The following is a 22,840-nucleotide window of genomic DNA, read 5'->3' on the forward strand; positions in this document are numbered from 1 at the left end:
CCGCCTCCTCGGCAGGAACAGAGGGGGTGAGGTGCCTGACATCACCCTGTCAGGCCAGGATCACCCTGTCAGACCAGGGGCGCGTCCCCCGGGAGCACAACTCGGATCAGCGAGGAGCGGCCGTCCTGGTCGTCCCGGCTGCGGGGGTCGTCGAGCACCTCGATCGTGCCGCCATGCAGGCCCACCGCCCATCGGGCGATCGCCAGGCCCAGGCCGGTGCCTCCCGAGGAGTCGGCGTAGCCCCCTCGCTGGAATCGTTCGAACACGCGGGAGCGGTCCTCGCGCGCGATGCCCGGGCCCTCATCGTGCACGTCGATCCGCACCCCTCGGTCCGTTCCCGTGCGCACCGCGGAGATATGTATCCGACCGCCGACGGGGGAGTGCCGGGCGGCGTTCTCGAGCAGGTTGTGGATGACCTGATGCAAGCGGGCCGCATCCGCCGCGACCGACAGGTCGGGAGGATCGACCTCGACGATCCACCTCACGTCGCGGCCGCCCGAGGCCAGGGACGCGGCGTCCACCACCTCGTGGAGGAACGGAGTGAGCTCGACGGCCTCGAGATCCAGCTCGACCACCCCGGCATCCAGACGGGAGAGATCCAGCAGGTGGCCCACCAGCTGGGAGAGCCGCTCGGTCTCGTTCAGCGCCACCTCGAGAGCGGCGGGGTCGGGCTCGGTGACCCCGTCCACGAGATTCTCCAGCTGCGCGCGCAGCCCGGCGACCGGGGTGCGCAGCTCATGGGAGACGTTGGCGACCAGGTCCCGGCGCATCCGGTCGGTCTGCTCGAGCTCAGAGGCCATCGTGGAGAACGCTGCGGCCAGCTGACCCACCTCGTCGCGGCTGCTGGTGCGCACCTCTCGGCTGTAGTCGCCGCGGGCCATGGCCTGGGCGGCGCCGGTCATCTCGCGCAGCGGCGAGGTCATGCCGCGGGCCAGCAGCTGGGTGAAGACCAGCGCGGCGATCACCACCAGGGGCAGCGCGAGCAGCGGTTCGATGCCGGCACGGATGCTCACCTGCGTGAGCAGCGCTGCGACGCTCACGCTCGCCGCGACCAGGATGCCGAGCTTGACCTTGAAGGAGCGGAAACGATCCAGGGGGCGCACGTCGAGCCGCTCGGGGACGCGGCGCCGAGAAGAGCCGGGCACCCCGCCCCGGGGGGAGCTCACGAGCCGTCGGTGGGAAGGTTGGGGGTCGCCATCGAGGAGAGGTCCGGTGTGGTCCCTGCACTCGTGCCCGGAGCCTCCGCGCCCGCCTCCGGGTCCTCGGGGATCTCCAGGGCGTAGCCGACTCCGTGGACCGTGCGCACCAGGTCGGCGCCGAGCTTGCGGCGCAGCGCCTTGACGTGGGAGTCCACGGTGCGGGTTCCGGTCGCGTCCACCCAGTCCCAGACATCCGCCAGCAGCTGCTCGCGAGTCAGGACGGTGCCGGGCGCTCCAGCCAGGCACAGCAGCAGATCGAACTCGGTGGGCGTCAGATGGGCGGGGGCCCCAGCGCGCATCACCCTGCGGCCGGCCCGGTCGATGACCAGGTCCCCGAACTCAAGAGCCTCCTGCTTCTCCGCCTCGGTGGGGGCCGGTGCACCGGCGCGCCTCACCCGTCGCAGCAGCGCCTTGAGGCGGGCGACGAGCTCGCGCATCGAGAAGGGCTTGGTCATGTAGTCATCCGCGCCCACGCCGAGGCCCACCAGCATGTCGGTCTCGTCGTCGCGCGCGGTGAGCATGAGCACCGGGACCGGCTCGTCGGCCTGGATCCGGCGGCACACCTCGAGCCCGTCGAAGCCCGGGAGCATCACATCCAGCACCACCACATCGGGTCGCACCTCGGCCACCGTCCGCACTCCGGACGGACCGTCCAGGGCGGTGGAGACCTCCCACCCTTCGGCGGTGAGCCGGTCGGCGATCGCACGGGTGATCGTGGGCTCGTCCTCGATCACCACCACGCGCACGGGGGCGTTTCCGGTGGCTGCTGTCTTGTCCGGGGTCGGCATGGGGACACTCTAGACGGCGCTGCCTGGATCCCTCCGGGTAACGGCCGGGCAGGTGGGGACCTGCGACCGGCCCGGCACCCGGCGCGTGACGGCGGGTATCGCAGCGGCAGGAACCGCAGCGACGGGTGCCGCGCCGGAATGTGACGCACGGGGCACTCCCGAGCCTCCGGACGTGATGCGAACCCCTGGCTGGGCGCCCTCGCGTCAAGATCGGGCAACCTTTATGGCATCTCGGCAAAAACTTGGCAATGACCCGGTTGACCTGCTCGTCGGGCGCCCCGAGCGGCACGTAGTTTGGTCGAGGTTGTTCGGCGACGCGTACTTCCCCTGTCCGGCGTCGCGTTCGGACAGAGGCTTGAACGGGAACTACGCAGTCGCAATGGAAGAGGTCAACACGTGGCGAATCATCGCGCCGACGGACGCGCAGCAGTGCGCAAGCACCGCGCAGTCGGAGGGACCCATCGCGATTCTGCACTCTCTTCGGGTGCCTTGAAGGCGGGTGTCCTGGGAGTCCTGGCCACCGCCACCATCGCCGCTCCGCTGGCTGCCGCCGCGGCCGGGATCGATGAGGCCGCCCCGCAGGGCGAGACCGTGGCGCAGGCTCAGCCCGCTGCCGTCGCCGCGCAGCCCGCTGCCGCCATCGCCCCGGTGGCGCTGCCCGCCGCCGAGGCCGCCGCGACCGTCGATGCTGCGGTCGAGACCCGCACCGAGGAGGACGGCGCCAGCCGCTCCGAGGAGCGCACCGCTCCCGCGTCCGACGAGGCCGCCGCCGAGGAGCCTGCAGAGCAGGGCACCGGCATCGAGGTCTCCCTCCCTGAGCCCGAACCCGAACCCGAGGCGGTCGAGGTCGACGGCTCCGGCGCGGCGGCTCCCATCGGCGGCTCCGGCTACGTCCGTCCCGTCAACGGCACGATCACCTCCGGCTACGGCGGCCGCGTCCACCCCGTTCTCGGCTATTACAAGGGCCATGACGGCGTCGACTTCGGTGCCTCCTGCGGTACCCCGGTGCACGCGGCCAAGTCCGGCACCGTCGTCGCGGTCGAGTACCACCACGCCTCCGGCAACCGGGTCAAGATCGACCACGGCAACGGGGTCGTCACCGGCTACTACCACCTGCAGGGGTTCAACACCTCGGTGGGTGCGACCGTAGGCGCAGGCGACACCATCGGCTACGTCGGCTCGACCGGCCGCTCCACCGGCTGCCACCTGCACTTCGCGAAGATGGACGAGGCGGGCAACTACTCCAACCCGATGTCGATCCTGCGGTGACGACCTCCGGGTCCCCGATCGTCCTCGGGATCGAGTCCTCGTGCGACGAGACCGGGTTCGGCCTCGTCTCCGACGGAGTCCTCCTGGGGCAGGGTCTCGCCTCGAGCGCCGCCCAGCATGCTGACTTCGGGGGAGTGGTCCCCGAGATCGCCGCCCGTGCCCACGTCGAGGCGGTGGTCCCCACCCTGCGAATCGCCGTCGAGGACGCCGGCATCCAGCTGTCGGACATCACCCACGTCGCTGTGACCTCCGGTCCGGGCCTCGCCACTGCAGTTCATGTGGGCCTCGCCGCCGCGAAGTCGATCGCATGGTCGCTCGGCAAGCCCCTGTACGGCGTCCACCACCTGGCCGGACACGCCGCCGCCGACACCCTCGAGCACGGCCCGCTGCCCGAGCGCAGCATCGTGCTGATCGTCTCCGGTGGTCACACCTCGATCCTCGCCGTCGGGGATCTGGTGCGCGATCCCATCGAGCACCTCGGCGACACCCTCGACGACGCTGCCGGCGAGGCCTTCGACAAGGTCTCGCGTCTGCTGGGACTCGGCTATCCCGGTGGCCCGGCGATCTCCCGTGCCGCGGTCGAGGGGGACCCCACCGCGTTCTCCTTCCCCCGCGCGATGCTGCGGCCGAAGGACGCGCCGTTCACCTTCTCCTTCTCCGGGCTGAAGACTGCGGTGGCTCGGACCGTCGAGACCCTCGAACGGGCGGGAGAGCCGGTGCCGGTCGCAGACATCGCAGCCTCCTTCGAACAGGCCGTGGTCGACGTGCTGGTCAAGAAGGCGCTCCGGGCCGTGAAGGAACGGAATCTGGACACCCTGATCATCGTCGGCGGCGTCGCCGCGAATGCTCGGCTGCGCGCCGTGGCGCAGGAGAAGTGCGACGCGGCGGGCATCGAGCTGCGGATCCCACCGCCGGCGCTGTGCACCGACAACGGGGCGATGATCGCCGCTGTCGGCGACCTCCTGGTACGCTCCGGCGCCGCTCCGAGCGGGCTGCGCATCGCCGCGGATCCCTCCGCCGTTCTGCACGGGGCCCAGCTGCCGCTGCTGCGGTGAGGTCCCGCTCACACCGACCGTCTGCGGAGTGTCCGAGGACGACCCCGGGCGAGAGGTGTTGCTAGACTTCCGTGGTCGGCCCGCGTAGCTCAGTGGATAGAGCGTCTGCCTCCGGAGCAGAAGGTCGTAGGTTCGAATCCTGTCGCGGGCACCAGAATGAAGAGCCGGGACGTCGTCAGCAGACGGCGTCCCGGCTCTTCTCTGTTCCGCTGAGGATCAGCTCTGCTCGCCCCGCAGCGCGAGCAGCCGCTGCAGCACGCCCCGCACCGCCTCGGTGTCCGAGATCCGCAACGTGGCCGCGGTGTCTCCGCCGCCCACCTTGAGCCCCACATCATGGGCGCCGAGCTGGGCGAAGACGGATTCGTCGGTGACGTCGTCACCCAGGTAGAGCCACGCGTCGGCGGCGCTCGCCCGGGCCAGGGCATCGATGGCCACCCCCTTCGAGGTGTGGACGACGGCGAACTCCACCACCTCCTTGCCCGGCGTCACGGTGACATCCGGCAGGGTCGTCGCGTATTCGAGCGCGGACTCCGTGGCGTTGATCGCGCCGCGGCCCTTGGCATTGCGGGTGTGCAGCACCGCAGCCGTCGGCTTGGTCTCGACCTCCGTGCCCGGATGGGCACGGGCGATCCTGCGCAGGGTTGCCGTGATCGATGCGAGCAGGTCCTCCTTCTCCGGAGTCATCGCCAGCGCCGTCTTGTCGACCACCTCAGCCTGCATCCACGGCGGCAGCGCCCCCACCTCCGCACCGTGGGATCCCACCAGCACCACCGAGCTGGGCATGTTGGTGAGCGCGTCCAGGTCGGCCAGCGCCCGCCCCGAGACCAGGGCGACCGCGACGCCGGGCAGCTCCGAGAGCTCGCGCAGCGCGGTGAGCGAAGGGAAGTCGGGCTGGACCGCATCGCGATCGGCGACGATCGGTGCGAGCACCCCATCGAAGTCCGAGGCGATCAGCAGCCGCGGCACCTCGGTGAAGTCCTTCAGCGCCGTCTCGATCTCTGCGTCCGCGCTGGTCTTGTCCCCTCTCAGGTGCACCACCGGGGTGGTCTTCTGCTCCGGGGTCCGGGACTCTTCGAGCTGCTGCAGGAAGCTGTGCGCCCAGGCCTGCACATCCTGCTCCATCACCTGATGGCGCAGGGAGCGCATCGCCTCCTCCTGCTCCTCGGGCGGCATCGCCAGCGCCCGCAGCGTCGCCGCCTTCAGCTCGTCGATGTCATGCGGGTTCACCAGCACCGCGGCACGCAGCTCGTCGGCGGCGCCGGCGAACTCGCTGAGCACCAGCACCCCCTGGAGGTCGGGCCGGGAGGCGACGTACTCCTTGGCCACCAGGTTCATGCCGTCGCGCAACGCCGTCACCAGCACCACGTCCGCAGCCATGAACAGCGCGGTCATGTCGCGGCGATCGAAGGAGTGGTGCTGATAGGAGACGGCGGGGCGGCCGATGGGGGCATGCTCGCCGTTGATCCTGCCCACGATCAGCTCGATCTCGTCGCGCAGCTGGCGGTAAGCCTCCACCCGTTCCCGGGACGGAGTGGCGACCTGGATCATGACCGTCTCGTGCGGATCGATAGACCCGTCATCGAGCAGCTCGCCGTAGGCCTTGAGGCGGTGGCGGATGCCCTTGGTGTAGTCGAGGCGGTCCACTCCCAGCACGATCTTCTCGGGCTCGCCGAGGTCTCGGCGCAGCTGCGCGGCACGCTCCCGGATCTCCGGGTCCTCGGTGAGGGCGGAGACGGCGGCGGAGTCGATCGAGATCGGGAAGGTCTGCACCTGTACCTCGCGCACAGGAGCGGCGCCGAGGCCGGGCACGAAGATCGTCTTCCCCTCGACGTGGTAGCCCAGGAGCTTGCGCACCGCCGCCACGAAGTTCAGCGAATCGCTCTCGCGCTGGAAGCCCAGCAGGTCGGCGCCCAGCAGCCCGCGCAGCACCGAGTTCCGCTTGGGCAGCTGGGAGAACAGCTCCACGGCGGGGAAGGGGATGTGGTTGAAGAATCCGATCCGCACGTCGCTGCGCGAGGCCCGGATCATCTGCGGCACGAGCTGGAGCTGGTAGTCGTGCACCCAGATCATCCCGCCCTCGGCCGCCACCTGGGCCGCGGTCTGCGCGAAGCGCCGGTTCGCCGAGAGATAGGTGTCCCACCAGCCGCGATGGAACTCCGGCTCGACGATGACGTCGTGATAGAGCGGCCAGAGGGTGCCATTGGAGAACCCCTCGTAGTACCGCTCGATGTCCTGCTGGTCCAGCCGTACGGGGTACAGGCTCATCCCATCCGCGTCGAACGGGTCCGGAGCGTCTCCCGGGGAGCCGCCCCATCCCACCCAGGCCCCCGAGTCGACGTTGCGCATCACCGACTCCATGGCCGTGACCAGGCCGCCGGGGCTGGTCACCCACTCGGTGGCACCATCGGGAAGCGTGCGTGAATCCACCGGCAGCCGGTTGGCGACCACCACCAGCTGGTGGTGCCCGCCCTGAGTCGAGGATGCTGAGGGCATCGGGTCTCCTTCGCGTCGAGTCGGGTGAGGAGGCGAGGGGGCTGTCGTCGCCCGAGAGCGACGGACAGGGCTCCCGCGCCGATATCTCGACACTATCAAGTGCGCTCACTCACCCCGTCGCGCCGGAAGGCCCTGAGCCTGCCGGTGAGCTGGGGTTCTGACCGGCGTGGAGGATCCCGGCCGGCTGGATGGGCACAGCTCTGAGCCGGCTGGACGGGCACAGCCCGGAGGGGCGTTCGCGGACCGGACGCGCCTGCGCCGTGCGCGGTGGCGCGCCTACCCTCGGCAGGGCGCCGATGGCGCGACCCTTCGGCACGTCCGCCGGGGCGGGAGAGTGCGAGACCAGGAGCAGATATGCGCGCCCACGAAGCCGGAGCCCTTCATGGCAACGATGCCGCCCCCACCTGGCTGCCCTATCCGACCGATGTCAACACCCTGATCGATGGGCTGTGGTCGCGCAACACCTCCAGGAATGCACAGGGCGCGGTCGAGGTGGGCGGGGTCGACGTCCACCGCATCGCCGAAGAGGTGGGCACCCCTGCGTTCGTGCTCGACGAGGAGGACTTCCGCCACCGGGCCCGGGCCTTCCGCGATGCCTTCGCCGAGGCGTTCCACGCGCATGCCGGGGCCGATGTCTACTACGCGGGCAAGGCCTTCCTGTGCGGGGCGGTGGCCCGCTGGGTCCAGGAGGACGGGCTGGGCCTCGATGTCTGCACCGGCGGCGAGCTCGCCGTGGCGCTGCGTGCTGGATTCCCCGCTGCCCGTATCGCGCTGCACGGCAACAACAAGTCCGAGGGCGAGATCCGCCGCGCCCTCGAGGCAGGGGTAGGCCGTATCGTCATCGACTCGCTCGAAGAGATCGAGCTCGTCAACGCGCTCGCCGAGCAGCTCGGCGTGCGCACTGCCGTCATGCTGCGGGTGACCACCGGTGTGGAGGCGCACACCCACGAGTTCATCGCCACCGCGCACGAGGACCAGAAGTTCGGTCTCTCCCTCTCCGGAGGCGCCGCCCTGGAATCGGTGCGTCGCGTGCTCGAGGCACCCCAGCTGGACCTGATCGGCCTGCACTCCCACATCGGTTCCCAGATCTTCGACACCGGCGGCTTCGAGGTCGCCGCACGCCGCGTGCTCGGGCTGGTCGCCGAGGTCCGGGACGAGCTCGGTCACACCATCAAGAACCTCGACCTCGGCGGCGGCTTCGGCGTCATGTACAACACCCAGCACACGCCGGCCACGCCGGAAGCGCTCGCGAACGGCATCGCCCGGATCGTCGAGAAGCAGTGCCTCGAGCTCGAGCTCGACGTGCCCCACGTGTCCTTCGAACCCGGCCGCGCGATCGCCGGCCCCTCCACACAGACGCTCTACTCCGTGGGCACCATCAAGGACGTGCGCCTCGGCGGCCCTCATCACCGCCTCTACGTCTCGGTCGACGGTGGTATGAGCGACAACGTGCGCACCGCCCTCTACGACGCCGACTACTCGTGCCTGCTCACCGGTCGGGTCTCCGACGTCACCCCCGAGGTGGTCCGCGTGGTCGGCAAGCACTGCGAGAGCGGCGACATCGTGGTCAAGGACGAGTACCTGCCCGGCGACGTCCGCCGCGGCGACCTGATCTCGGTCCCCGTCACCGGTGCCTACTGCTATTCACTGGCCTCGAACTACAACCATGTCCCGCGACCGCCGGTGGTCGCGGTCCGTGATGGTGAGATCCGCACCCTCATCCGTCGCGAGACGGAGGAGGACCTGCTGGGCCTCGACGTCGGCTGAGCTTCCGGCGGCTGTCGCAATCGTTCATGCAGGGTCACGGAGCGCCCTCCCCCTCGGATACAGTGCGGGGGCCCGCCTCCGCCGATCCGTCGGACCCCGTGGAAGGACCACCTCGCAGATGTCATTGCACCATTCAGGCAGCCCGGTGTCCCCGGATCTGCCGACGCTCCGAGTCGCCGTCCTCGGCGCCGGGACCGTCGGCTCTGAGGTGCTGCGCCTGCTCTCCCAGCAGGGCAGCGAGTTCACCCACCGGATCGGGGCTCGGCTCGAGGTGATCGGCGTCGCCGTGCGCGATCTCGGCCGGGACCGCGGAGAGCACGTGCCCGCGGCCCTCCTCACCGACGACGCGACCCGCTTGGTGCGGGAGGCGGATCTGGTGGTCGAGGTGATGGGCGGCATCGAGCCGGCCCGCACGCTGCTGCTGGACGCGATGATCCACGGAGCCAGCGTGGTGACCGCCAACAAGGCGCTGCTGGCCCAGGACGGTGCCTCGCTCTACGAAGCGGCCGACGCCCATGGCGTGGACCTCTACTTCGAAGCAGCGGTCGCCGGCGCGATCCCGCTGGTGCGCCCGGTGCGCGAGTCCCTCGCGGGGGACCGCATCCAGCGCGTGCTCGGGATCGTCAACGGCACCACCAACTTCATCCTCGACGCCATGACGCGCACCGGGGCGAGCTTCGAGGACGCCCTGGCCGACGCCCAGGAGCTCGGCTATGCGGAAGCTGATCCGACGGCGGACGTCGAGGGCCACGACGCGGCGGCGAAGGCGTCCATCCTCGCCTCGCTCGCCTTCCACAGCCGGGTCCGGCTCGCGGACGTGCACTGCGAGGGCATCACCGCCGTCTCCGCGCAGGACATCACCGCAGCCGCCCGCATGGGACGCACCATCAAGCTGCTCTCGATCGTCGAGCGGATCGAGGAGGAGGGCGGCGAGCGGATCTCAGCCCGTGTCTACCCGGCACTGATCCCCGACCACCACCCCCTGGCCTCGGTCTCCGAGGCGTACAACGCGGTGTTCATCGAGGCAGAGGCCGCCGGCTCCCTGATGTTCTACGGACAGGGTGCAGGCGGTGCACCGACCGCCTCCGCGATTCTCGGCGACGTCGTCTCCGCTGCCCGCGCCCGGGTCCATGGGGGAGTGGGACCGCGGGAGTCCCGCTACGCCGAGCTCGAGTCGATCCCGCTCGAGGAGTTGCGCAGTGCGTTCTACGTCTCCCTGACCGTGCAGGACCGCCCCGGTGTGCTCGCTGAGATCGCCGGCACCCTCTCGGGCTACGGGATCTCGATCTCGACCATCCACCAGGAGCTGCTGGACGAACGCGGAGAGGAGGGGGAGCAGGCCCGTGCCCACATCGGCATCAGCACCCATCGTGCGCTCGAGTCCGCGATGACCGCCTCTCTGGATGTGTTCTCCTCCACTGCCACGGTGCTCAGCATCGATTCCGTCCTGCGCATCGAAGGAGAATGACCCAATGGCACACCAGTGGCGCGGCGTCCTCGCCGAATATCTCGAGCACCTCCCGTTCACCGCGAACGACACCCTGCTGACCCTCGGGGAGGGAGGCACCCCGCTGCTGCACGCGCCCACCCTGTCGAAGACCGTGGGCGCGGACGTGCACATCAAGGTCGAGGGGATGAACCCGACGGGCTCCTTCAAAGACCGGGGAATGGTCTCCGCGATGACGAAGGCGCTGAACGACGGTGCGACCGCTGTCGTGTGCGCCTCCACCGGGAACACCAGCGCGTCGGCCGCCGCCTACGCCACCGCCGCGGGCCTGACCTGTGCGGTGCTCCTGCCGCAGGGCAAGATCGCTGCTGGCAAGCTGGCCCAGGCAGTGGTCCACGGTGCCAAGCTCATCCAGGTCGACGGCAACTTCGACGACTGCCTCGAGATCGCCCGCAAGCTGGACGCAGAGCATCCGATCGAGCTCGTGAACTCCGTGAACCCCTATCGGCTCCAGGGCCAGAAGACCGCCGCTTTCGAGGTCGGCGATGCCCTGGGCAGGGCTCCGGACATCCACATCCTCCCGGTCGGCAACGCGGGGAACATCTCCGCCTACTGGATGGGCTATCGCGAGTACCGCGAGGCAGGCATCACGCAGTCGCTGCCGCAGATGTGGGGTTTCCAGGCCGCCGGCTCCGCACCGTTCGTGGCGGGCCACCCGATCAGCGACCCCGAGACGATCGCCACCGCGATCCGGATCGGCGCGCCGGCCTCGTGGGACCTCGCCGTGACCGCGCGCGACGATTCCGGTGGTCTCATCGATGCCGTCACCGACCAGCAGATCCTCGATGCGCAGAAGCTCCTCGCCGGCGAGGTCGGTATCTTCGTCGAGCCAGCTTCTGCGGCCGGCGTCGCCGGCCTGCTGCAGCAGGCCGAGCGAGGGCTGGTCCCGGCCGGGGCGACGATCGCGATCACGGTCACCGGCAACGGACTCAAGGACACCGACACCGCCCTGACCCAGCACGACCTGACGCCGACCGTCGTGCCGGTCGACATCGCCGCCGCAGCGGAGGCCATCGGCCTGTGAGGATCCAGAACACGCGAGTGTCCGTGCAGGTCCCCGCGACCTCCGCGAACCTCGGGCCCGGTTTCGACACCCTGGGGCTCGCGCTGGACCTCTGTGACGAGCTGACGGTCGAGGCGACCACCGGTTCGATCGAGATCGAGGTCGAGGGAGAGGGCGCCGGTGCGGTCCCCGCAGGGGAGGACCATCTGGTCGTGCGTGCTCTGCGCCGCGGTCTGGATCATGCCGGTGCTCCCCAGACCGGACTGCGGTTGCGCGCGCTGAACCGGATCCCGCATGGCCGTGGCCTGGGCTCGAGCGCCGCGGCGACGATCGCCGGCCTGCTGCTCGCGCGGGGGATGATCTCTGATCCGCGGGCTCTGGATGACCAGGCTGTCCTGCAGCTGGCCACTGAGTTCGAGGGGCATCCCGACAATGCCGCCCCGGCGCTCCTGGGTGGCGTGGTGCTCTCCTGGATGCACGGCGACACGGCCCGGGCAGTGTCCCTGGCCTGTGCTGAAGGAGTGCTGCACCCTGTGGTGCTGCTGCCGCGCACGACGCTCTCCACCGATCAGGCCCGCGGTCTGCTCCCCGAGCACGTCCCTCACCAGGATGCCGTCCACAACGCCTCCCGTGCCGCGCTGCTCGTGCACGCGCTCAGCGGCGCTCCCGAGCTGCTGCTGGACGCGACGGAGGACCGCCTCCACCAGGAGCAGCGCTCCGCAGGTATGCCCGAGAGCATTGAGCTGATGAAGGTGCTGCGCCGTGAGGGCCACCCTGCAGTGGTCTCCGGCGCGGGCCCTTCGGTGCTGGTGCTGTCGGGACATCGCAGAGAGCTCGCCCCCTTGGTGCGTCGCTTCGTCACGGACCCCGAAGCCTGGCGGATCGCTGAGGTGCGGCTGCGAGAGATCCCTTCCGCCCCTGTGGTAGGTTGAGCCTGCGTCCAGGCGATATCGCACGGCGCTGAACCCTGCAGCAGATCCCCGGTGGATGCTGTGCGCAGAACTCCGCGCCTCGATGTGTCCCCTGATCAGTGCTTCGCACGGTCCTCGCGCACCCTTCATGATGTGCCCCGCAGGTCCGTGCACCTCCGCTGACGCACCCAGAACCACACCGGCAGGCCGACCACAGATGCCTTGCATCCTGGGGGAACAACCCTGCTCGGACCAGTCGCTGCAGCACCCGGAGCCCGAGAGCTCCCGGCGTTGCGCGGCATCCAGACCAGAACAGAGCCGGCGAGAACGGCTCGACAGGAAGGAACCCGGGTGAACGACACCACTTCCGGCGCAGACCTTGCGGCGAAGAAGCTTCCCGAACTGCAGGCCATGGCCGCCGAGCGCGGCATCAAGGGCGCTCGTCGGCTGCGCAAGAGCGAATTGATCGACGCGATCCGCGGGGGTGGATCGACCTCAGCAGCACCCGCTTCCGCCGCAGCGCCCGCCGCTGCCGCCCCTGCCGCAGAGGCCCCCGCCCAGCAGGCAGCTCCGGCGCGGAGCGAGGCTCCCGCCGAACAGGCTCAGCAGAACCCGCTGGGCGAGTCCGGCGATGACCGGGCCGAACAGGGCACCCGCAGCCGGTCCCGTTCCCGTCGCGGCAGCCAGGCTGCCGCACGACAGGACGAGGGCGCCCCTGCACTGGGCATCGAGCTGCCGAGCAGCTCCGCCTCGCGCGGGCAGCAGGACGAGCGTGCAGAGGACGCTGCAGAACGTCACGAGGACCGCAGCCAGCAGGACCGCGGCCAGCAGGATCGCAGCCAGCAGGACGACGGCCGCGAAAGCGGCGGTCAGCAGCGTGGTGGACGCGACCAGCAGCGCGGTTCGCGCAGCGGCAACCAGCAGGGCGGCGGCCAGCAGAGCGGTGGCCAGCAGGACAGCACTCAGCAGAGCGGCGGCCAGCAGGGTGGCAACCAGCAGGGTGGCAACCAGCGCCGCCGGCTCGAAGACATCGAGCTGCCGGATCGCTCCGGCGAGCAGGATGACGATCGCCAGGGCGGGGATGACTACGACGACGACCGTCGCGGTCGGTCCCGCAGCCGGAACCGTTCCCGCGACCGAAAGCGTCGCGGCCGTGGCGCTGCGAACGAGCAGGACGGTCAGGGCAGCCAGGGTGGTCAGGGTGGCCAGGGCGGTCAGCAGGGCCAGCACCACCAGGGCGGCCAGCGGAGCCAGGGCGGCTCGTCGACCCAGGGCGGCCAGCAGGACGGCGGTGACTCCCGCGACGGCGATGAGCTGATGTCGATCGCCGGCATCCTGGACATCCGCGACAACAACGCCTACGTGCGCACCACCGGCTACCTGCCCGGTGCGAGCGACGTGTACGTGACGATGAATCAGGTCAAGCGCGCAGGTCTGCGCAAGGGCGATGCGATCACCGGGCAGGTCAAGGCGCCGCGCGACGGCGAGGACCACTATGTCGAGCAGCCGCAGCAGCACCATGGCGGTGGCCGGAACCGCCGCGGCAAGAGCGGCGGCGGTGGCGGGAACCAGAGCAAGTACGCGGCGCTGGTGCAGGTCGACACCATCAACGGGATGCCTCCTGAGCGTGCGCGCCAGAGGGTGGACTTCAGCAAGCTCACTCCGCTGTACCCGGACGAGCGGCTGCGACTGGAGACCGATCCCAAGAGCGTCGCTCCCCGGCTGATCGATCTGGTCTCGCCCGTCGGCAAGGGCCAGCGTGGACTCATCGTCGCGCCCCCGAAGGCCGGCAAGACGATCATCATGCAGCAGATCGCGAACGCCATCACGACCAACAACCCTGAGGTCCACCTCATGGTTGTGCTCGTCGACGAGCGTCCCGAAGAGGTCACCGACATGCAGCGCACCGTCAAGGGGGAGGTCATCGCCTCCACCTTCGACCGCCCTGCCTCGGATCATACGATCGTGGCCGAGCTCGCCATCGAGCGCGCCAAGCGCCTGGTGGAGATGGGCCGCGACGTGGTCGTGCTGCTGGACTCGCTCACCCGCCTGTCCCGCGCGTACAACCTCGCCGCCCCGGCCTCCGGCCGCATCCTCTCCGGTGGTGTGGACGCCTCGGCGCTGTACCCGCCGAAGCGATTCTTCGGCGCGGCGCGGAACATCGAGCACGGCGGCTCGCTGACCATCCTGGCCTCGGCCCTGGTGGAGACCGGCTCCAAGATGGACGAGGTCATCTTCGAGGAGTTCAAGGGCACCGGCAACATGGAGCTGCGACTGTCCCGCCATCTGGCGGACAAGCGCATCTTCCCGGCAGTGGATGTCAACGCCTCCGGCACCCGCCGCGAGGAGGCGCTGATGGGCAAGGAGGAGCTGGCCATCATGTGGAAGCTCCGTCGTGTCCTGGGCTCGCTCGAGCAGCAGCAGGCGCTCGAGATACTCATGGAGCGGGTCAAGAAGACTCAGTCGAACACCGAGTTCCTCGTGACGGTCCAGAAGAACACCCCGAGCGTGAACGGGCGCAGCGGCGACTGACCCGGCGTCACCCGTCACTGCGCAGGTCGCAGACGCCGCAGGGCCTGCCCACCGACCATGGTGGGCAGGCCCTGCGGCGTCTGCGGCCGGGAGCTTCCGGGCCTGCTTCCCGGCAACGCTTGTGAGGACGGGGAAGAGGGGATAGCGTGATCCCTCGTGAACGTTCACGTCCAGTGTCGGACCCCTTCAGAAGGATGAACCCCTCCATGCATCGCGATTCCTCCCCTTTCCGCTGGGCTGTTCTCGGCCCCGGCTCGATCGCTCGTCGCTTCGCCTCCCAGCTGCCCGCCTCCCAGGACGGTGTCCTGGTCGCCGTCGGCAGCAGCTCCAAGGAGCGGGCGCAGAGCTTCGCCGACGAGTTCCCCCTCGCGGAGCCCGCGCTGATCGGTGACTACGCCGAGGTGCTCGCCTCCGAACAGGTCGATGCCGTGTACATCTCGACCGTGCATACCGGTCACGCCCGGCTGGCCGCGATGGCCCTGGAAGCGGGCAAGCACGTGCTGTGCGAGAAGCCGCTCACCCCGAACGCCGCCACCTCGATGGCCCTCCTCGATCTGGCCGCACGCACCGGCCGGGTGCTGCTGGAGGCATACATGTACCGCTTCCACCCCCAGACCCAGCGCGTGCTCGACCTCGTCGCCGAGGGCGCGATCGGCGATGTCGCCCATGTCGATGCGTCCTTCGCCTTCGACACCGGCGGCCGCAGCGGGCGCCTGTTCGACCCGGCCATCGCCGGAGGCGGCATCCTCGACGTGGGCTGCTACCCGATGTCCCTGGCCCGTTTCGTCGCCGGAGCCGCACAGGGCCGAGCCTTCGCCGATCCGCTCACCGTCACCGGCCGCGGGACCATCGGCCAGACGGGGGTGGACGAATGGGCCACCGCCGAGCTCACCCTGCCCGGCGACATCACCGCGAGCCTGCGCACCGGGGTGCGTCTGGCCGATCCGCAGTCCGCGACCATCACGGGCTCCCGCGGCGTGATCCGGCTGTCCGATCCCTGGGCTCTCGGGCAGGAGCCGACGGTGATCGAGCTCGACGTGGTCGGGGAGCAGCCGCAGCGGATCGAGGTGCCGGCCGCCGCTCCATATGCCCTCGAGGCCGATGCGCTCGCCGCGGCAGCACGCGGAGCAGGAGAGGTTCCCGAGCTCACCGCGGATAACTCGCTAGGCCAGGCACGGGCGCTGGACTCCTGGCGCGAGCAGATCGGGCTGCAGTACCCCTTCGAAGCGGAGGACGCGGATATCCCGACCCTCACCGGACGCCCGATCGAGCACGGCTCGGCCCAGACGGGCCCGGCCATGACCTACGGCAGAATCCCGGGGATCGAGAAGCAGATCTCCCGCCTGGTGATGGGCTGTGACAACCAGATGACCCTGCCCCAGGCATCGGCGATGTTCGACGCCTTCTACGAGATCGGCGGAACGACCTTCGACACCGCCTACATCTACGGCGGCGGATACATCGAGAAGCTCTTCGGCCAGTGGGTGCGCAACCGCGGGGTCCGCGAGGACGTCGTCGTGATCACGAAGGGAGCGCACACCCCTCACTGCGACCCGGAGTCGATCACGCGCCAGCTCGAGGAGTCCCTCGAGCGTCAGGGCACGGACTATGCGGACCTCTACATGATGCACCGCGACAATCCCGAGATCCCCGTCGGGGAGTTCGTGGACGCGATGGACGAGCACCTGCGCGCCGGCCGGATCCGCGCCTACGGCGGATCCAACTGGACCCCGGCCCGCGTGGACGAGGCCAACGAGTACGCCCGTGCCAACGGACGCACCGGGTTCGTCGGCGTCTCCAACCACTTCGGCCTCGCCGAGGCGCTGGACGTGCCGTGGGCAGGCTGCGTCCACGCCACCGACCCCGAGTCCAAGGCCTGGTTCGAGGAGCGCGGCATCGCCCTGCTGCCGTGGTCCTCGCAGGCACGCGGCTTCTTCACCGGCCGCGCCCATCCGGAGGACCGCTCGGATGCAGAGCTGGTGCGCTGCTATTACAGCGACGAGAACTTCGAACGCCTCGCCCGCGCAGAGCAGCTCGGCGCCGAGCGGGGGGTTCCGGCCACGGCGATCGCGCTGGCCTTCGTGCTGCACCAGAAGTTCCCGACCTTCGCCCTGTTCGGCCCCCGCAGCATCGCCGAGATGCGCTCGTCCACCCTGGGACTGGGCGTCGAGCTGACCACGGAGGAGATGGCCTGGTTGGATCTCAAGTCGCCGGTACGATGAGCGGCATGCCACGCCGGGCCACGATCGTCGACGTCGCCGAGCGGGCCGGGGTCTCCCGGCAGACCGTCTCGCGCGCGATGAACGATCTGCCCGGCATCAGCGCGGGGACCCGGGAGCGGGTGCTCGCGGCCGCGAAGGAGCTGAGCTACCGGCCCTCGCGGTTCGGCCGCGGACTCGTCGAGCAGGGCCCGATCACTCTCGGCCTGGTGGTGGAGGATCTCTCGAACTCGTACTTCGCAGAGCTCGGCGCCGCAGTGGTCCGCGCCTGCGCACCCCATGGCTGGAACGTGGTGCTCGCCGAGGCGATGAACGCCCCGAACCCTCAGCAGGTGGCAGGGGACCTGGCGCGACGGGTCGACGCGCTCGTCGGCTACGGGGTGCTCACCGACGACATCCGTGGCCGGGGCGGGATGCCGGTGGTCCAGCTGGATTCTCATCGCTCCCATCTCGATGAGGGTGGGGTGGTCGAGCTGGCGCAGGGCACCGCCATGGCGGAGCTTGCCGAGCACCTGGGCCGGTCCGGTGCTCGCCGACCCCTGGTGCTCGACCTCACCGGCGGGCTCGGCCGCTCACGCTGCCTCGCGCTCGCCGCCGCACTCTCGCCGCTGGTCCCAGAGGGCGAGGTGCCGGTGCGCGAGGTGGATGCGAGGGAGGGACACAGGGAGCTCCTCGAGGAGGTCCTCGCCGACGGGGTCGATACGCTCGTCGCCTTCAACGACGAACTCGCCGTCCGTCTGCTGCGGGCCCTGCGCGAGCTCGGGATCACCGTGCCGGACCAGGTGCGCCTGGTGGGCATCGACGGCCTCGAGATCGGCTCGCTGGTCACCCCCGAGCTGACCACCTTGAGCATCGACATCGAGGCGGTGGCCCGGGAGACGGTCTCGCTCGTCGCCGGGATGCTCGACGGCTCCGTCCCGCTGCAGGGGGAGGGCGCCCACCGGGTGGTGCCGTACCGCCTGGAGGTGCGTGCCTCCACCTGAGCAACGCGATGTTGCGCACGCCGCACCCACAGCCCTCGCCCGGGAGGGGCTGGTCGTGGCAGACTGTGACGTCGGTTCTGGTTCACGGTGCCCGCCGGGCGCCGACCCAGCGACCCCGAGCAAGGAGAGTCATGAAGGCTGATATCCACCCCGCTTACGGCGAGACCACGGTGACCTGCACCTGCGGTAACTCGTTCACCACCCGCAGCACCAAGAGCAACGGTGCCATCAGCACCGAGGTCTGCTCCGAGTGCCACCCGTTCTACACCGGCAAGCAGAAGATCCTGGACACCGGCGGCCGCGTCGCTCGCTTCCAGGCCCGCTACGGCAAGAAGAACTGATCGACGTCTCCGACGCCGGTGCGCGCCTGCGGGCGTGCACCGGCGTCGTCGCATGTGAGGGTTCGGAGCCCGGGCCGCAGAGGAAGATGCACCGATGAGCGAGCAAGACGCTGCAGATCGCCTCGCTCCGCTGCGCCTCGAGCATGCCCGACTCCAGGAGTCGATGGCCGATCCCGCCCTGCATGATGACCCGGCCCGTGCCCGACGAGTCGGTCGGCGCTATGCGGAGCTGGAGAGCGTGCTCGCCGCCTCCGCGCGGATGGAGAGCACTGCCGCGGATCTCGCGACCGCCCGCGAGCTCATCGCCCTGGAGGACGGGGACGAGGAGCTGATCGCAGAGGCCGAGCAGCTCGCCGCCCGCCTCGAGCACGAGCACGAGCATCTCGACGACCTGCTCGCCCCTCGCGATCCCGACGACGCACGCGACGTGATCCTCGAGATCAAGGCAGGAGCGGGCGGCGAGGAGTCCGCTCTGTTCGCCACCGAGATGCTGCGCATGTACCGCGCCTATGCCGAGTCCAAGGGATGGCGCCTGGAGGTGCTGACCTCCGCGGAGTCCGACCTTGGAGGCCTCAAGGACGTCACCGTCGCGATCACGGCTCGCACGGCGACCGGGCCGGGTGACGGCGTCTACGCGCATCTCAAGCATGAGGCGGGCGTGCACCGCGTCCAGCGGGTTCCGGTCACGGAGTCCCAGGGGCGGATCCATACCTCCGCCGTCGGCGTGCTGGTGCTGCCCGAAGCGGACGAGGCCGATGAATCGGAGCTGCTGGCCGAGGCGATGGCCCCCGCGAACCTCCGCATCGATGTCTTCCGCTCGAGCGGCCCGGGCGGGCAGAGCGTCAACACCACCGACTCCGCAGTGCGGATCACCCACCTGCCCACCGGAGTGGTGGTCTCCTGCCAGGACCAGAAGAGCCAGCTGCAGAACCGCGATCAGGCGCTGCGGATCCTCCGCACCCGCCTGCTGGACGCCCGCCGCGCCGAGCAGGAGGCGCAGTCCTCGGCGACCCGCCGCCTGCAGGTCCGCAGCGTTGACCGCAGCGAGCGCATCCGCACCTACAACTTCCCCGAATCCCGGGTCGCGGATCACCGCACCGGGTACAAGGCCGGCAACCTCTCCCAGGTCCTCGCCGGGGACCTCGACGACCTGATCGCCTCTTCCCGGACCGCCGAGCGGGACGCCCGCCTGGCCGATGCCCGCGCGGGCACCCCCGAGGAACGGCTCTGATGGACGCCCGAGACCTGCGCGCCCGGCTGCGCACTGCACTGGCCGAGACCACCCAGCGGCTCGGAGCGGCCGGGGTGCCTTCCCCGAGCGTCGATGCCCGGGCACTGATCGCCCATGCGGCGCGGACCGAGCAGCCGCTGGTGATGCTCGATGAGCTCCCGGCGGACTTCTCCGCAGACCTCGAGCGGCTCACCCTCCGCCGCGAGCGGCGGGAGCCGCTGCAGCTGATCCTCGGGCGCGCGCCTTTCCGCCGACTGATGCTCACGGTGCGTCCCGGAATCTTCATCCCGAGGCCGGAGACCGAGCTGGCCCTCGACCTCCTGCGCGAGCACCTCCCGGATGCTCCCACCCAGGTGGCGGACCTCTGCTCGGGCTCCGGTGCGCTGGGCGCTGCGGTGCTCGACGAGATCCCCGGCGCCGCCGTGCTGGCCATCGAGGTCGATGCCGCTGCGGCGGCGCTGAGCACCGAGAACCTCGAGCTGGCGGGACCCGGCCGTGGTCGGGTGGTGCAGGCGGACCTCAGAGCGGCGATCCCGGAACTGGTCGCCGCTGCACCCTTCGACGCGATCCTCTCCAACCCTCCCTATATCCCGCCCGACGCCGTGCCCCGTGACGTGGAGGTCATCGACCATGACCCGCACCGCGCACTCTTCGGCGGCGGGGACGACGGCCTGGAGGTGCCGCGAGCGGTCATCGCTTGGGCCGGACGCCTGCTGCGACCCGGCGGAGTGCTGATCATGGAGCACGCGGACGTCCAGGGCGCAGCGACCCGCGCCCTCGCCGCCGAGCTCGACGGCTTCGACCTGCTGACCACCGCCCCCGACCTGACCGGCCGCGACCGTTTCCTCATCGCGCGCCGCTCCCAGGGGGCACCGAACCTCGGAAGTGAGACACTGTCCCGGTGAGCGTGCACGACACACAGAACCCAGAGAACCGCGAGGAAGCCCTCGCCGCTGCCGTCGACGCCGTGCGCGGAGGTGAGCTGATCGTCCTGCCGACGGACACCGTCTACGGCATCGGCGCGGACGCCTTCACGCCGGAGGCGGTCGAAGCGCTGCTCGAGGCCAAGGGCCGCGGCCGGGACACCCCGCCGCCGGTGCTGATCGGCGACCACGCCGTGCTGCTGGCACTGGCCGCGGACCTCCCCGGCTATGTCGAGGAGCTCGCCGAGGAGCTGTGGCCCGGTGCGCTGACCCTGATCCTCACCGCCCAGCCCTCGCTCACCTGGGACCTGGGCGAAACGCGCGGCACCGTGGCGTTGCGGATGCCTGAGGACGAGGTGGCGCTCGAGCTGCTGCGTCGCACCGGCCCGCTCGCCGTCTCGAGCGCCAACCGCCACGGCAAGCCCGCTGCGAAGAGCGTCCTGGACGCGGCGACCCAGCTCGGTGATTCGGTGGCGATCTACCTCGATGGGGGACCGGCCCGGATCGGCTCGAGCTCCACCATCCTGGACACCACCGTGACCCCTGCGGAGATCGTCCGCGAAGGCGCCATCAGCAAGGAGCGGATCATCGAGGCGGTCGGGGACATCTTCACCGCCCCCGAGCCCGAGCCCGAGGCGGAGCCGGAGACGGATCCCGAGGATGCCGAGCAGCCCGGGGAGGAGGCCGCAGCGACCGACGCCGCAGCGGCGGGGGGGCTGGAGGCCACCGATGAGGGGTCGGCCGGCATCACCCCGGGCGATGCAGACGAGGCCGGCAATACCCCGCCCAACACCCCGCCCAACCCCCCGGCGTCGTCGGACGACTCCGTCCTGGACCTCCCCTCCGAGCCGGAGCAGTCCGCGGCCAGTGCCGAGCTGCCGCTCGCCGAGACTCCGCTGGACGGGATCGGTGAGGCCCCTGCCGCACCCGGGGACAGCGGCGCGGAGGACGGTCCCGCGGAGAACACGCCCGGGTGAGGATCTATCTCTTCCTCCTGCTGCTCGCAGCGGCGGTCGCCTACCTGGTAACCCCTGCTGTGAGGCTGCTGGCTCGGCGCGCAGGGGCGATGACAGCGGTGCGGGACCGTGACGTGCATGATGCCGTCACGCCCCGGCTCGGCGGCCTCGCGATGCTTGTGGCCGTGGTCTGCGCGATGCTGGTCGCGAGCAACGTGCCCTTCCTCGAAGGGCTCTTCCGCGATTCTCGGCAGCCCTGGGCGATCCTCGCCGCAGCAGGCCTCGTGTGCCTGCTCGGCGCCGCTGACGACAAATGGGATCTGGACTGGGTGACCAAGCTCGCCGGCCAGGTGCTGGCGGCGCTGCTGCTGGCCTGGCAGGGCGTGAGCCTGGTGACCCTGCCGATCAACGGCGTCACCGTCCTCTCGGGGCGAACTGCTCTGATCCTCACCGTGCTGGTGGTGGTGGTGAGCATGAATGCGGTCAACTTCGTGGACGGCCTCGACGGCCTTGCCGCCGGAGTGATGGCGATCGGCGGCTCCGCCTTCTTCGTCTACGCCTACACGCTCACCCGCAGCTCCTCGGCCACGGACTACTCCTCGCTGGCCGCGCTGCTGACCGCAGTGATGATCGGGGCGTGCCTCGGCTTCCTGCCCCATAACCTCACCCGCGCCCGCATCTTCATGGGGGACTCGGGGTCGATGCTGCTGGGCCTGCTGCTCGCGGCGAGCACCATCGCGGTGACCGGCCAGGTCGACCCCGGCAGACTCTCGGGCGCGGACTTCTTCGGCCAGTTCCTGCCGATCCTGCTCCCGATCGGGGTGATGGTGGTCCCGTTCCTGGACTTCGCCCTCGCGGTCGTGCGACGGATCGGCTCCGGCAAGTCGCCCTTCCACGCGGACAAGGCGCATCTGCACCACCGCCTGCTCAGCCTCGGGCACAGCAAGCGCACCGCTGTGCTGATCATGTACACCTGGACCGTGGTCATCTCGGTGGGGCTGCTGCTCCCACTGGTGCTCCCGATGCGCACGGTCGTCATCTTCTGGGTGATCGGTCTGCTGTTCGCCGTCCTACTCACCTTCGACCCCCTCAGATGGCGCTCCGGCCGTCACCGGAAGGAATCCGATGTCCCCTCACCCTGAGACCCCCGACGCTCCCGAGCAGGCCAGCCGCAGGACCTCGCCGCCCCGCACCGCTGGCGACCGGGCCATGCAGCGCGCCACGCTGATCGCACTCGCCGTGGGTGTCCTCCTGGCAGCGGTCGTGGTCGTCATCGCCGCCACGCGCCCGGACCCCGCAGCCCTCTGGGGTGCGCTCGTCGGCTCGGCGCTCACCCTCGTGATGGTGCTGCCGACAGTGGGCATCACCTTCCTCGGAAAACGGCTCACCCCGATCTCGATGGCCGCGACCGTGCTCGGCAGCTGGGCCGTCAAGATGTTCATTGTGATCCTCGTCCTGATCGCCGTGAAGGACCTGGCGAGTGTGTCCACGCCGTGGATCGGGCTCGCACTGCTGGTCGGCGCGGTCTCGGCGGTGCTCGTCGAGGCCGTGCTGCTGGCCCGCACCCGCCAGCCCCTGGATGTGGAGCCCCATCAGGGCGCCGAGGAGGAGCCCGAGGCCACTGCCGGAGTATGAGTCTCTGTTATGCTTCCGGAGGCGCTCG

General features: G+C 70.2%; 18 protein-coding genes and 1 tRNA gene. 16 read left to right on the forward strand and 3 right to left on the reverse strand.

Features of this window, described 5'->3' with window-relative positions; translation table 11 throughout:
- Positions 1 to 68 precede the first annotated feature (68 nt).
- Together ACT3UF_RS16955 and ACT3UF_RS16960 are read right to left on the reverse strand one after the other, a co-directional pair.
- Positions 69 to 1,166 (reverse strand): ATP-binding protein, encoded by a 1,098-nt coding sequence (locus tag ACT3UF_RS16955; protein WP_441446084.1) that lies wholly within the window; start codon positions 1,164 to 1,166, stop codon positions 69 to 71.
- Positions 1,163 to 1,987 (reverse strand): response regulator transcription factor, encoded by an 825-nt coding sequence (locus ACT3UF_RS16960; protein ID WP_441446083.1) that lies wholly within the window; start codon positions 1,985 to 1,987, stop codon positions 1,163 to 1,165. The genes ACT3UF_RS16955 and ACT3UF_RS16960 overlap by 4 nt, the downstream gene beginning before the upstream one ends.
- A gap of 396 nt (positions 1,988 to 2,383) precedes the next feature.
- Here ACT3UF_RS16960 and ACT3UF_RS16965 point away from each other — a divergent pair, with 396 nt between their 5' ends.
- The 3 genes from ACT3UF_RS16965 (at position 2,384) to ACT3UF_RS16975 (ending at position 4,465) form a co-directional block, all read left to right on the forward strand.
- Positions 2,384 to 3,256 (forward strand): M23 family metallopeptidase, encoded by an 873-nt coding sequence (locus ACT3UF_RS16965; protein ID WP_441446082.1) that lies wholly within the window; start codon positions 2,384 to 2,386, stop codon positions 3,254 to 3,256.
- Positions 3,253 to 4,311 (forward strand): tRNA (adenosine(37)-N6)-threonylcarbamoyltransferase complex transferase subunit TsaD, encoded by a 1,059-nt coding sequence (tsaD, locus tag ACT3UF_RS16970; RefSeq protein WP_441446081.1) that lies wholly within the window; start codon positions 3,253 to 3,255, stop codon positions 4,309 to 4,311. The genes ACT3UF_RS16965 and tsaD overlap by 4 nt, the downstream gene beginning before the upstream one ends.
- Before the next feature lie 78 nt (positions 4,312 to 4,389).
- Positions 4,390 to 4,465, forward strand: a tRNA-Arg gene (locus ACT3UF_RS16975).
- 62 nt (positions 4,466 to 4,527) lie between these two features.
- On the opposite strand, the gene ACT3UF_RS16980 is transcribed toward ACT3UF_RS16975, so the two are convergent.
- The gene (locus ACT3UF_RS16980; protein WP_441446080.1) at positions 4,528 to 6,804 is read right to left on the reverse strand and encodes a bifunctional alpha,alpha-trehalose-phosphate synthase (UDP-forming)/trehalose-phosphatase; all 2,277 of its coding nucleotides are present in this window, start codon (positions 6,802 to 6,804) and stop codon (positions 4,528 to 4,530) included.
- A 354-nt stretch (positions 6,805 to 7,158) separates the two neighbouring features.
- On the opposite strand from ACT3UF_RS16980, the gene lysA reads away from it, so the two are divergent.
- The 13 genes from lysA to ACT3UF_RS17045 all read left to right on the forward strand — a co-directional run bounded on the left by lysA (position 7,159) and on the right by ACT3UF_RS17045 (position 22,812).
- Entirely contained in the window at positions 7,159 to 8,571 is a 1,413-nt protein-coding gene (lysA, locus tag ACT3UF_RS16985; RefSeq protein ID WP_441446079.1) for a diaminopimelate decarboxylase, read from the forward strand.
- A gap of 118 nt (positions 8,572 to 8,689) precedes the next feature.
- A complete protein-coding gene (locus tag ACT3UF_RS16990; RefSeq protein WP_441446078.1) occupies positions 8,690 to 10,039 on the forward strand; it encodes a homoserine dehydrogenase in 1,350 nt (449 codons plus the stop codon).
- Between the two features lie 4 nt (positions 10,040 to 10,043).
- A complete protein-coding gene (gene thrC, locus ACT3UF_RS16995; RefSeq protein WP_441446077.1) occupies positions 10,044 to 11,102 on the forward strand; it encodes a threonine synthase in 1,059 nt (352 codons plus the stop codon).
- Positions 11,099 to 12,013 (forward strand): homoserine kinase, encoded by a 915-nt coding sequence (gene thrB / locus ACT3UF_RS17000; RefSeq protein ID WP_441446076.1) that lies wholly within the window; start codon positions 11,099 to 11,101, stop codon positions 12,011 to 12,013. The genes thrC and thrB overlap by 4 nt, the downstream gene beginning before the upstream one ends.
- 330 nt (positions 12,014 to 12,343) lie before the next feature.
- A complete protein-coding gene (gene rho / locus ACT3UF_RS17005) occupies positions 12,344 to 14,524 on the forward strand; it encodes a transcription termination factor Rho (RefSeq protein WP_444502101.1) in 2,181 nt (726 codons plus the stop codon).
- 206 nt (positions 14,525 to 14,730) lie between these two features.
- Positions 14,731 to 16,746 (forward strand): aldo/keto reductase, encoded by a 2,016-nt coding sequence (locus tag ACT3UF_RS17010; protein ID WP_444502102.1) that lies wholly within the window; start codon positions 14,731 to 14,733, stop codon positions 16,744 to 16,746.
- Between the two features lie 5 nt (positions 16,747 to 16,751).
- The gene (locus ACT3UF_RS17015; protein ID WP_441444771.1) at positions 16,752 to 17,726 is read left to right on the forward strand and encodes a LacI family DNA-binding transcriptional regulator; all 975 of its coding nucleotides are present in this window, start codon (positions 16,752 to 16,754) and stop codon (positions 17,724 to 17,726) included.
- A 131-nt stretch (positions 17,727 to 17,857) separates the two neighbouring features.
- Positions 17,858 to 18,067 carry a 50S ribosomal protein L31 gene (rpmE, locus tag ACT3UF_RS17020; protein WP_345079107.1) on the forward strand — a complete coding sequence of 70 codons (210 nt, stop codon included), beginning with the start codon at positions 17,858 to 17,860 and terminating at the stop codon, positions 18,065 to 18,067.
- A 94-nt stretch (positions 18,068 to 18,161) separates the two neighbouring features.
- Positions 18,162 to 19,298, forward strand: a complete 1,137-nt coding sequence (prfA, locus tag ACT3UF_RS17025; protein ID WP_441444772.1) for a peptide chain release factor 1 — start codon at positions 18,162 to 18,164, stop codon at positions 19,296 to 19,298.
- On the forward strand, positions 19,298 to 20,203 hold the full coding sequence (locus tag ACT3UF_RS17030) for a N5-glutamine methyltransferase family protein (protein ID WP_442332096.1): 906 nt from the start codon (positions 19,298 to 19,300) through the stop codon (positions 20,201 to 20,203). Before prfA ends, ACT3UF_RS17030 begins: the two co-directional genes overlap by 1 nt.
- Entirely contained in the window at positions 20,200 to 21,198 is a 999-nt protein-coding gene (locus ACT3UF_RS17035; protein WP_444502103.1) for an L-threonylcarbamoyladenylate synthase, read from the forward strand. Before ACT3UF_RS17030 ends, ACT3UF_RS17035 begins: the two co-directional genes overlap by 4 nt.
- Positions 21,195 to 22,319, forward strand: a complete 1,125-nt coding sequence (locus ACT3UF_RS17040) for an MraY family glycosyltransferase (protein WP_441444775.1) — start codon at positions 21,195 to 21,197, stop codon at positions 22,317 to 22,319. The genes ACT3UF_RS17035 and ACT3UF_RS17040 overlap by 4 nt, the downstream gene beginning before the upstream one ends.
- Positions 22,303 to 22,812, forward strand: a complete 510-nt coding sequence (locus ACT3UF_RS17045; protein WP_441444776.1) for a hypothetical protein — start codon at positions 22,303 to 22,305, stop codon at positions 22,810 to 22,812. The genes ACT3UF_RS17040 and ACT3UF_RS17045 overlap by 17 nt, the downstream gene beginning before the upstream one ends.
- Positions 22,813 to 22,840: the final 28 nt, after the last annotated feature.

It is taken from the genome of Brachybacterium sp. AOP24-D1-21, assembly GCF_052378665.1.
GTDB lineage: Bacteria > Actinomycetota > Actinomycetes > Actinomycetales > Dermabacteraceae > Brachybacterium.

What these genes read in the sequence shown, in the direction of transcription:
- prfA (WP_441444772.1), top strand. Translation starts at nt 18,162, where the DNA reads ATGAGCGAGCAAGACGCTGCAGATCGCCTCGCTCCGCTGCGCCTCGAG.
- rpmE (WP_345079107.1), top strand. Translation starts at nt 17,858, where the DNA reads ATGAAGGCTGATATCCACCCCGCTTACGGCGAGACCACGGTGACCTGC.
- ACT3UF_RS17010 (WP_444502102.1), top strand. Translation starts at nt 14,731, where the DNA reads ATGCATCGCGATTCCTCCCCTTTCCGCTGGGCTGTTCTCGGCCCCGGC.
- ACT3UF_RS17030 (WP_442332096.1), top strand. Translation starts at nt 19,298, where the DNA reads ATGGACGCCCGAGACCTGCGCGCCCGGCTGCGCACTGCACTGGCCGAG.
- ACT3UF_RS16990 (WP_441446078.1), top strand. Translation starts at nt 8,690, where the DNA reads ATGTCATTGCACCATTCAGGCAGCCCGGTGTCCCCGGATCTGCCGACG.
- thrC (WP_441446077.1), top strand. Translation starts at nt 10,044, where the DNA reads ATGGCACACCAGTGGCGCGGCGTCCTCGCCGAATATCTCGAGCACCTC.
- ACT3UF_RS17045 (WP_441444776.1), top strand. Translation starts at nt 22,303, where the DNA reads ATGTCCCCTCACCCTGAGACCCCCGACGCTCCCGAGCAGGCCAGCCGC.
- lysA (WP_441446079.1), top strand. Translation starts at nt 7,159, where the DNA reads ATGCGCGCCCACGAAGCCGGAGCCCTTCATGGCAACGATGCCGCCCCC.
- ACT3UF_RS16960 (WP_441446083.1), bottom strand. Translation starts at nt 1,987, where the DNA reads ATGCCGACCCCGGACAAGACAGCAGCCACCGGAAACGCCCCCGTGCGC.
- ACT3UF_RS16980 (WP_441446080.1), bottom strand. Translation starts at nt 6,804, where the DNA reads ATGCCCTCAGCATCCTCGACTCAGGGCGGGCACCACCAGCTGGTGGTG.
- ACT3UF_RS17015 (WP_441444771.1), top strand. Translation starts at nt 16,752, where the DNA reads ATGCCACGCCGGGCCACGATCGTCGACGTCGCCGAGCGGGCCGGGGTC.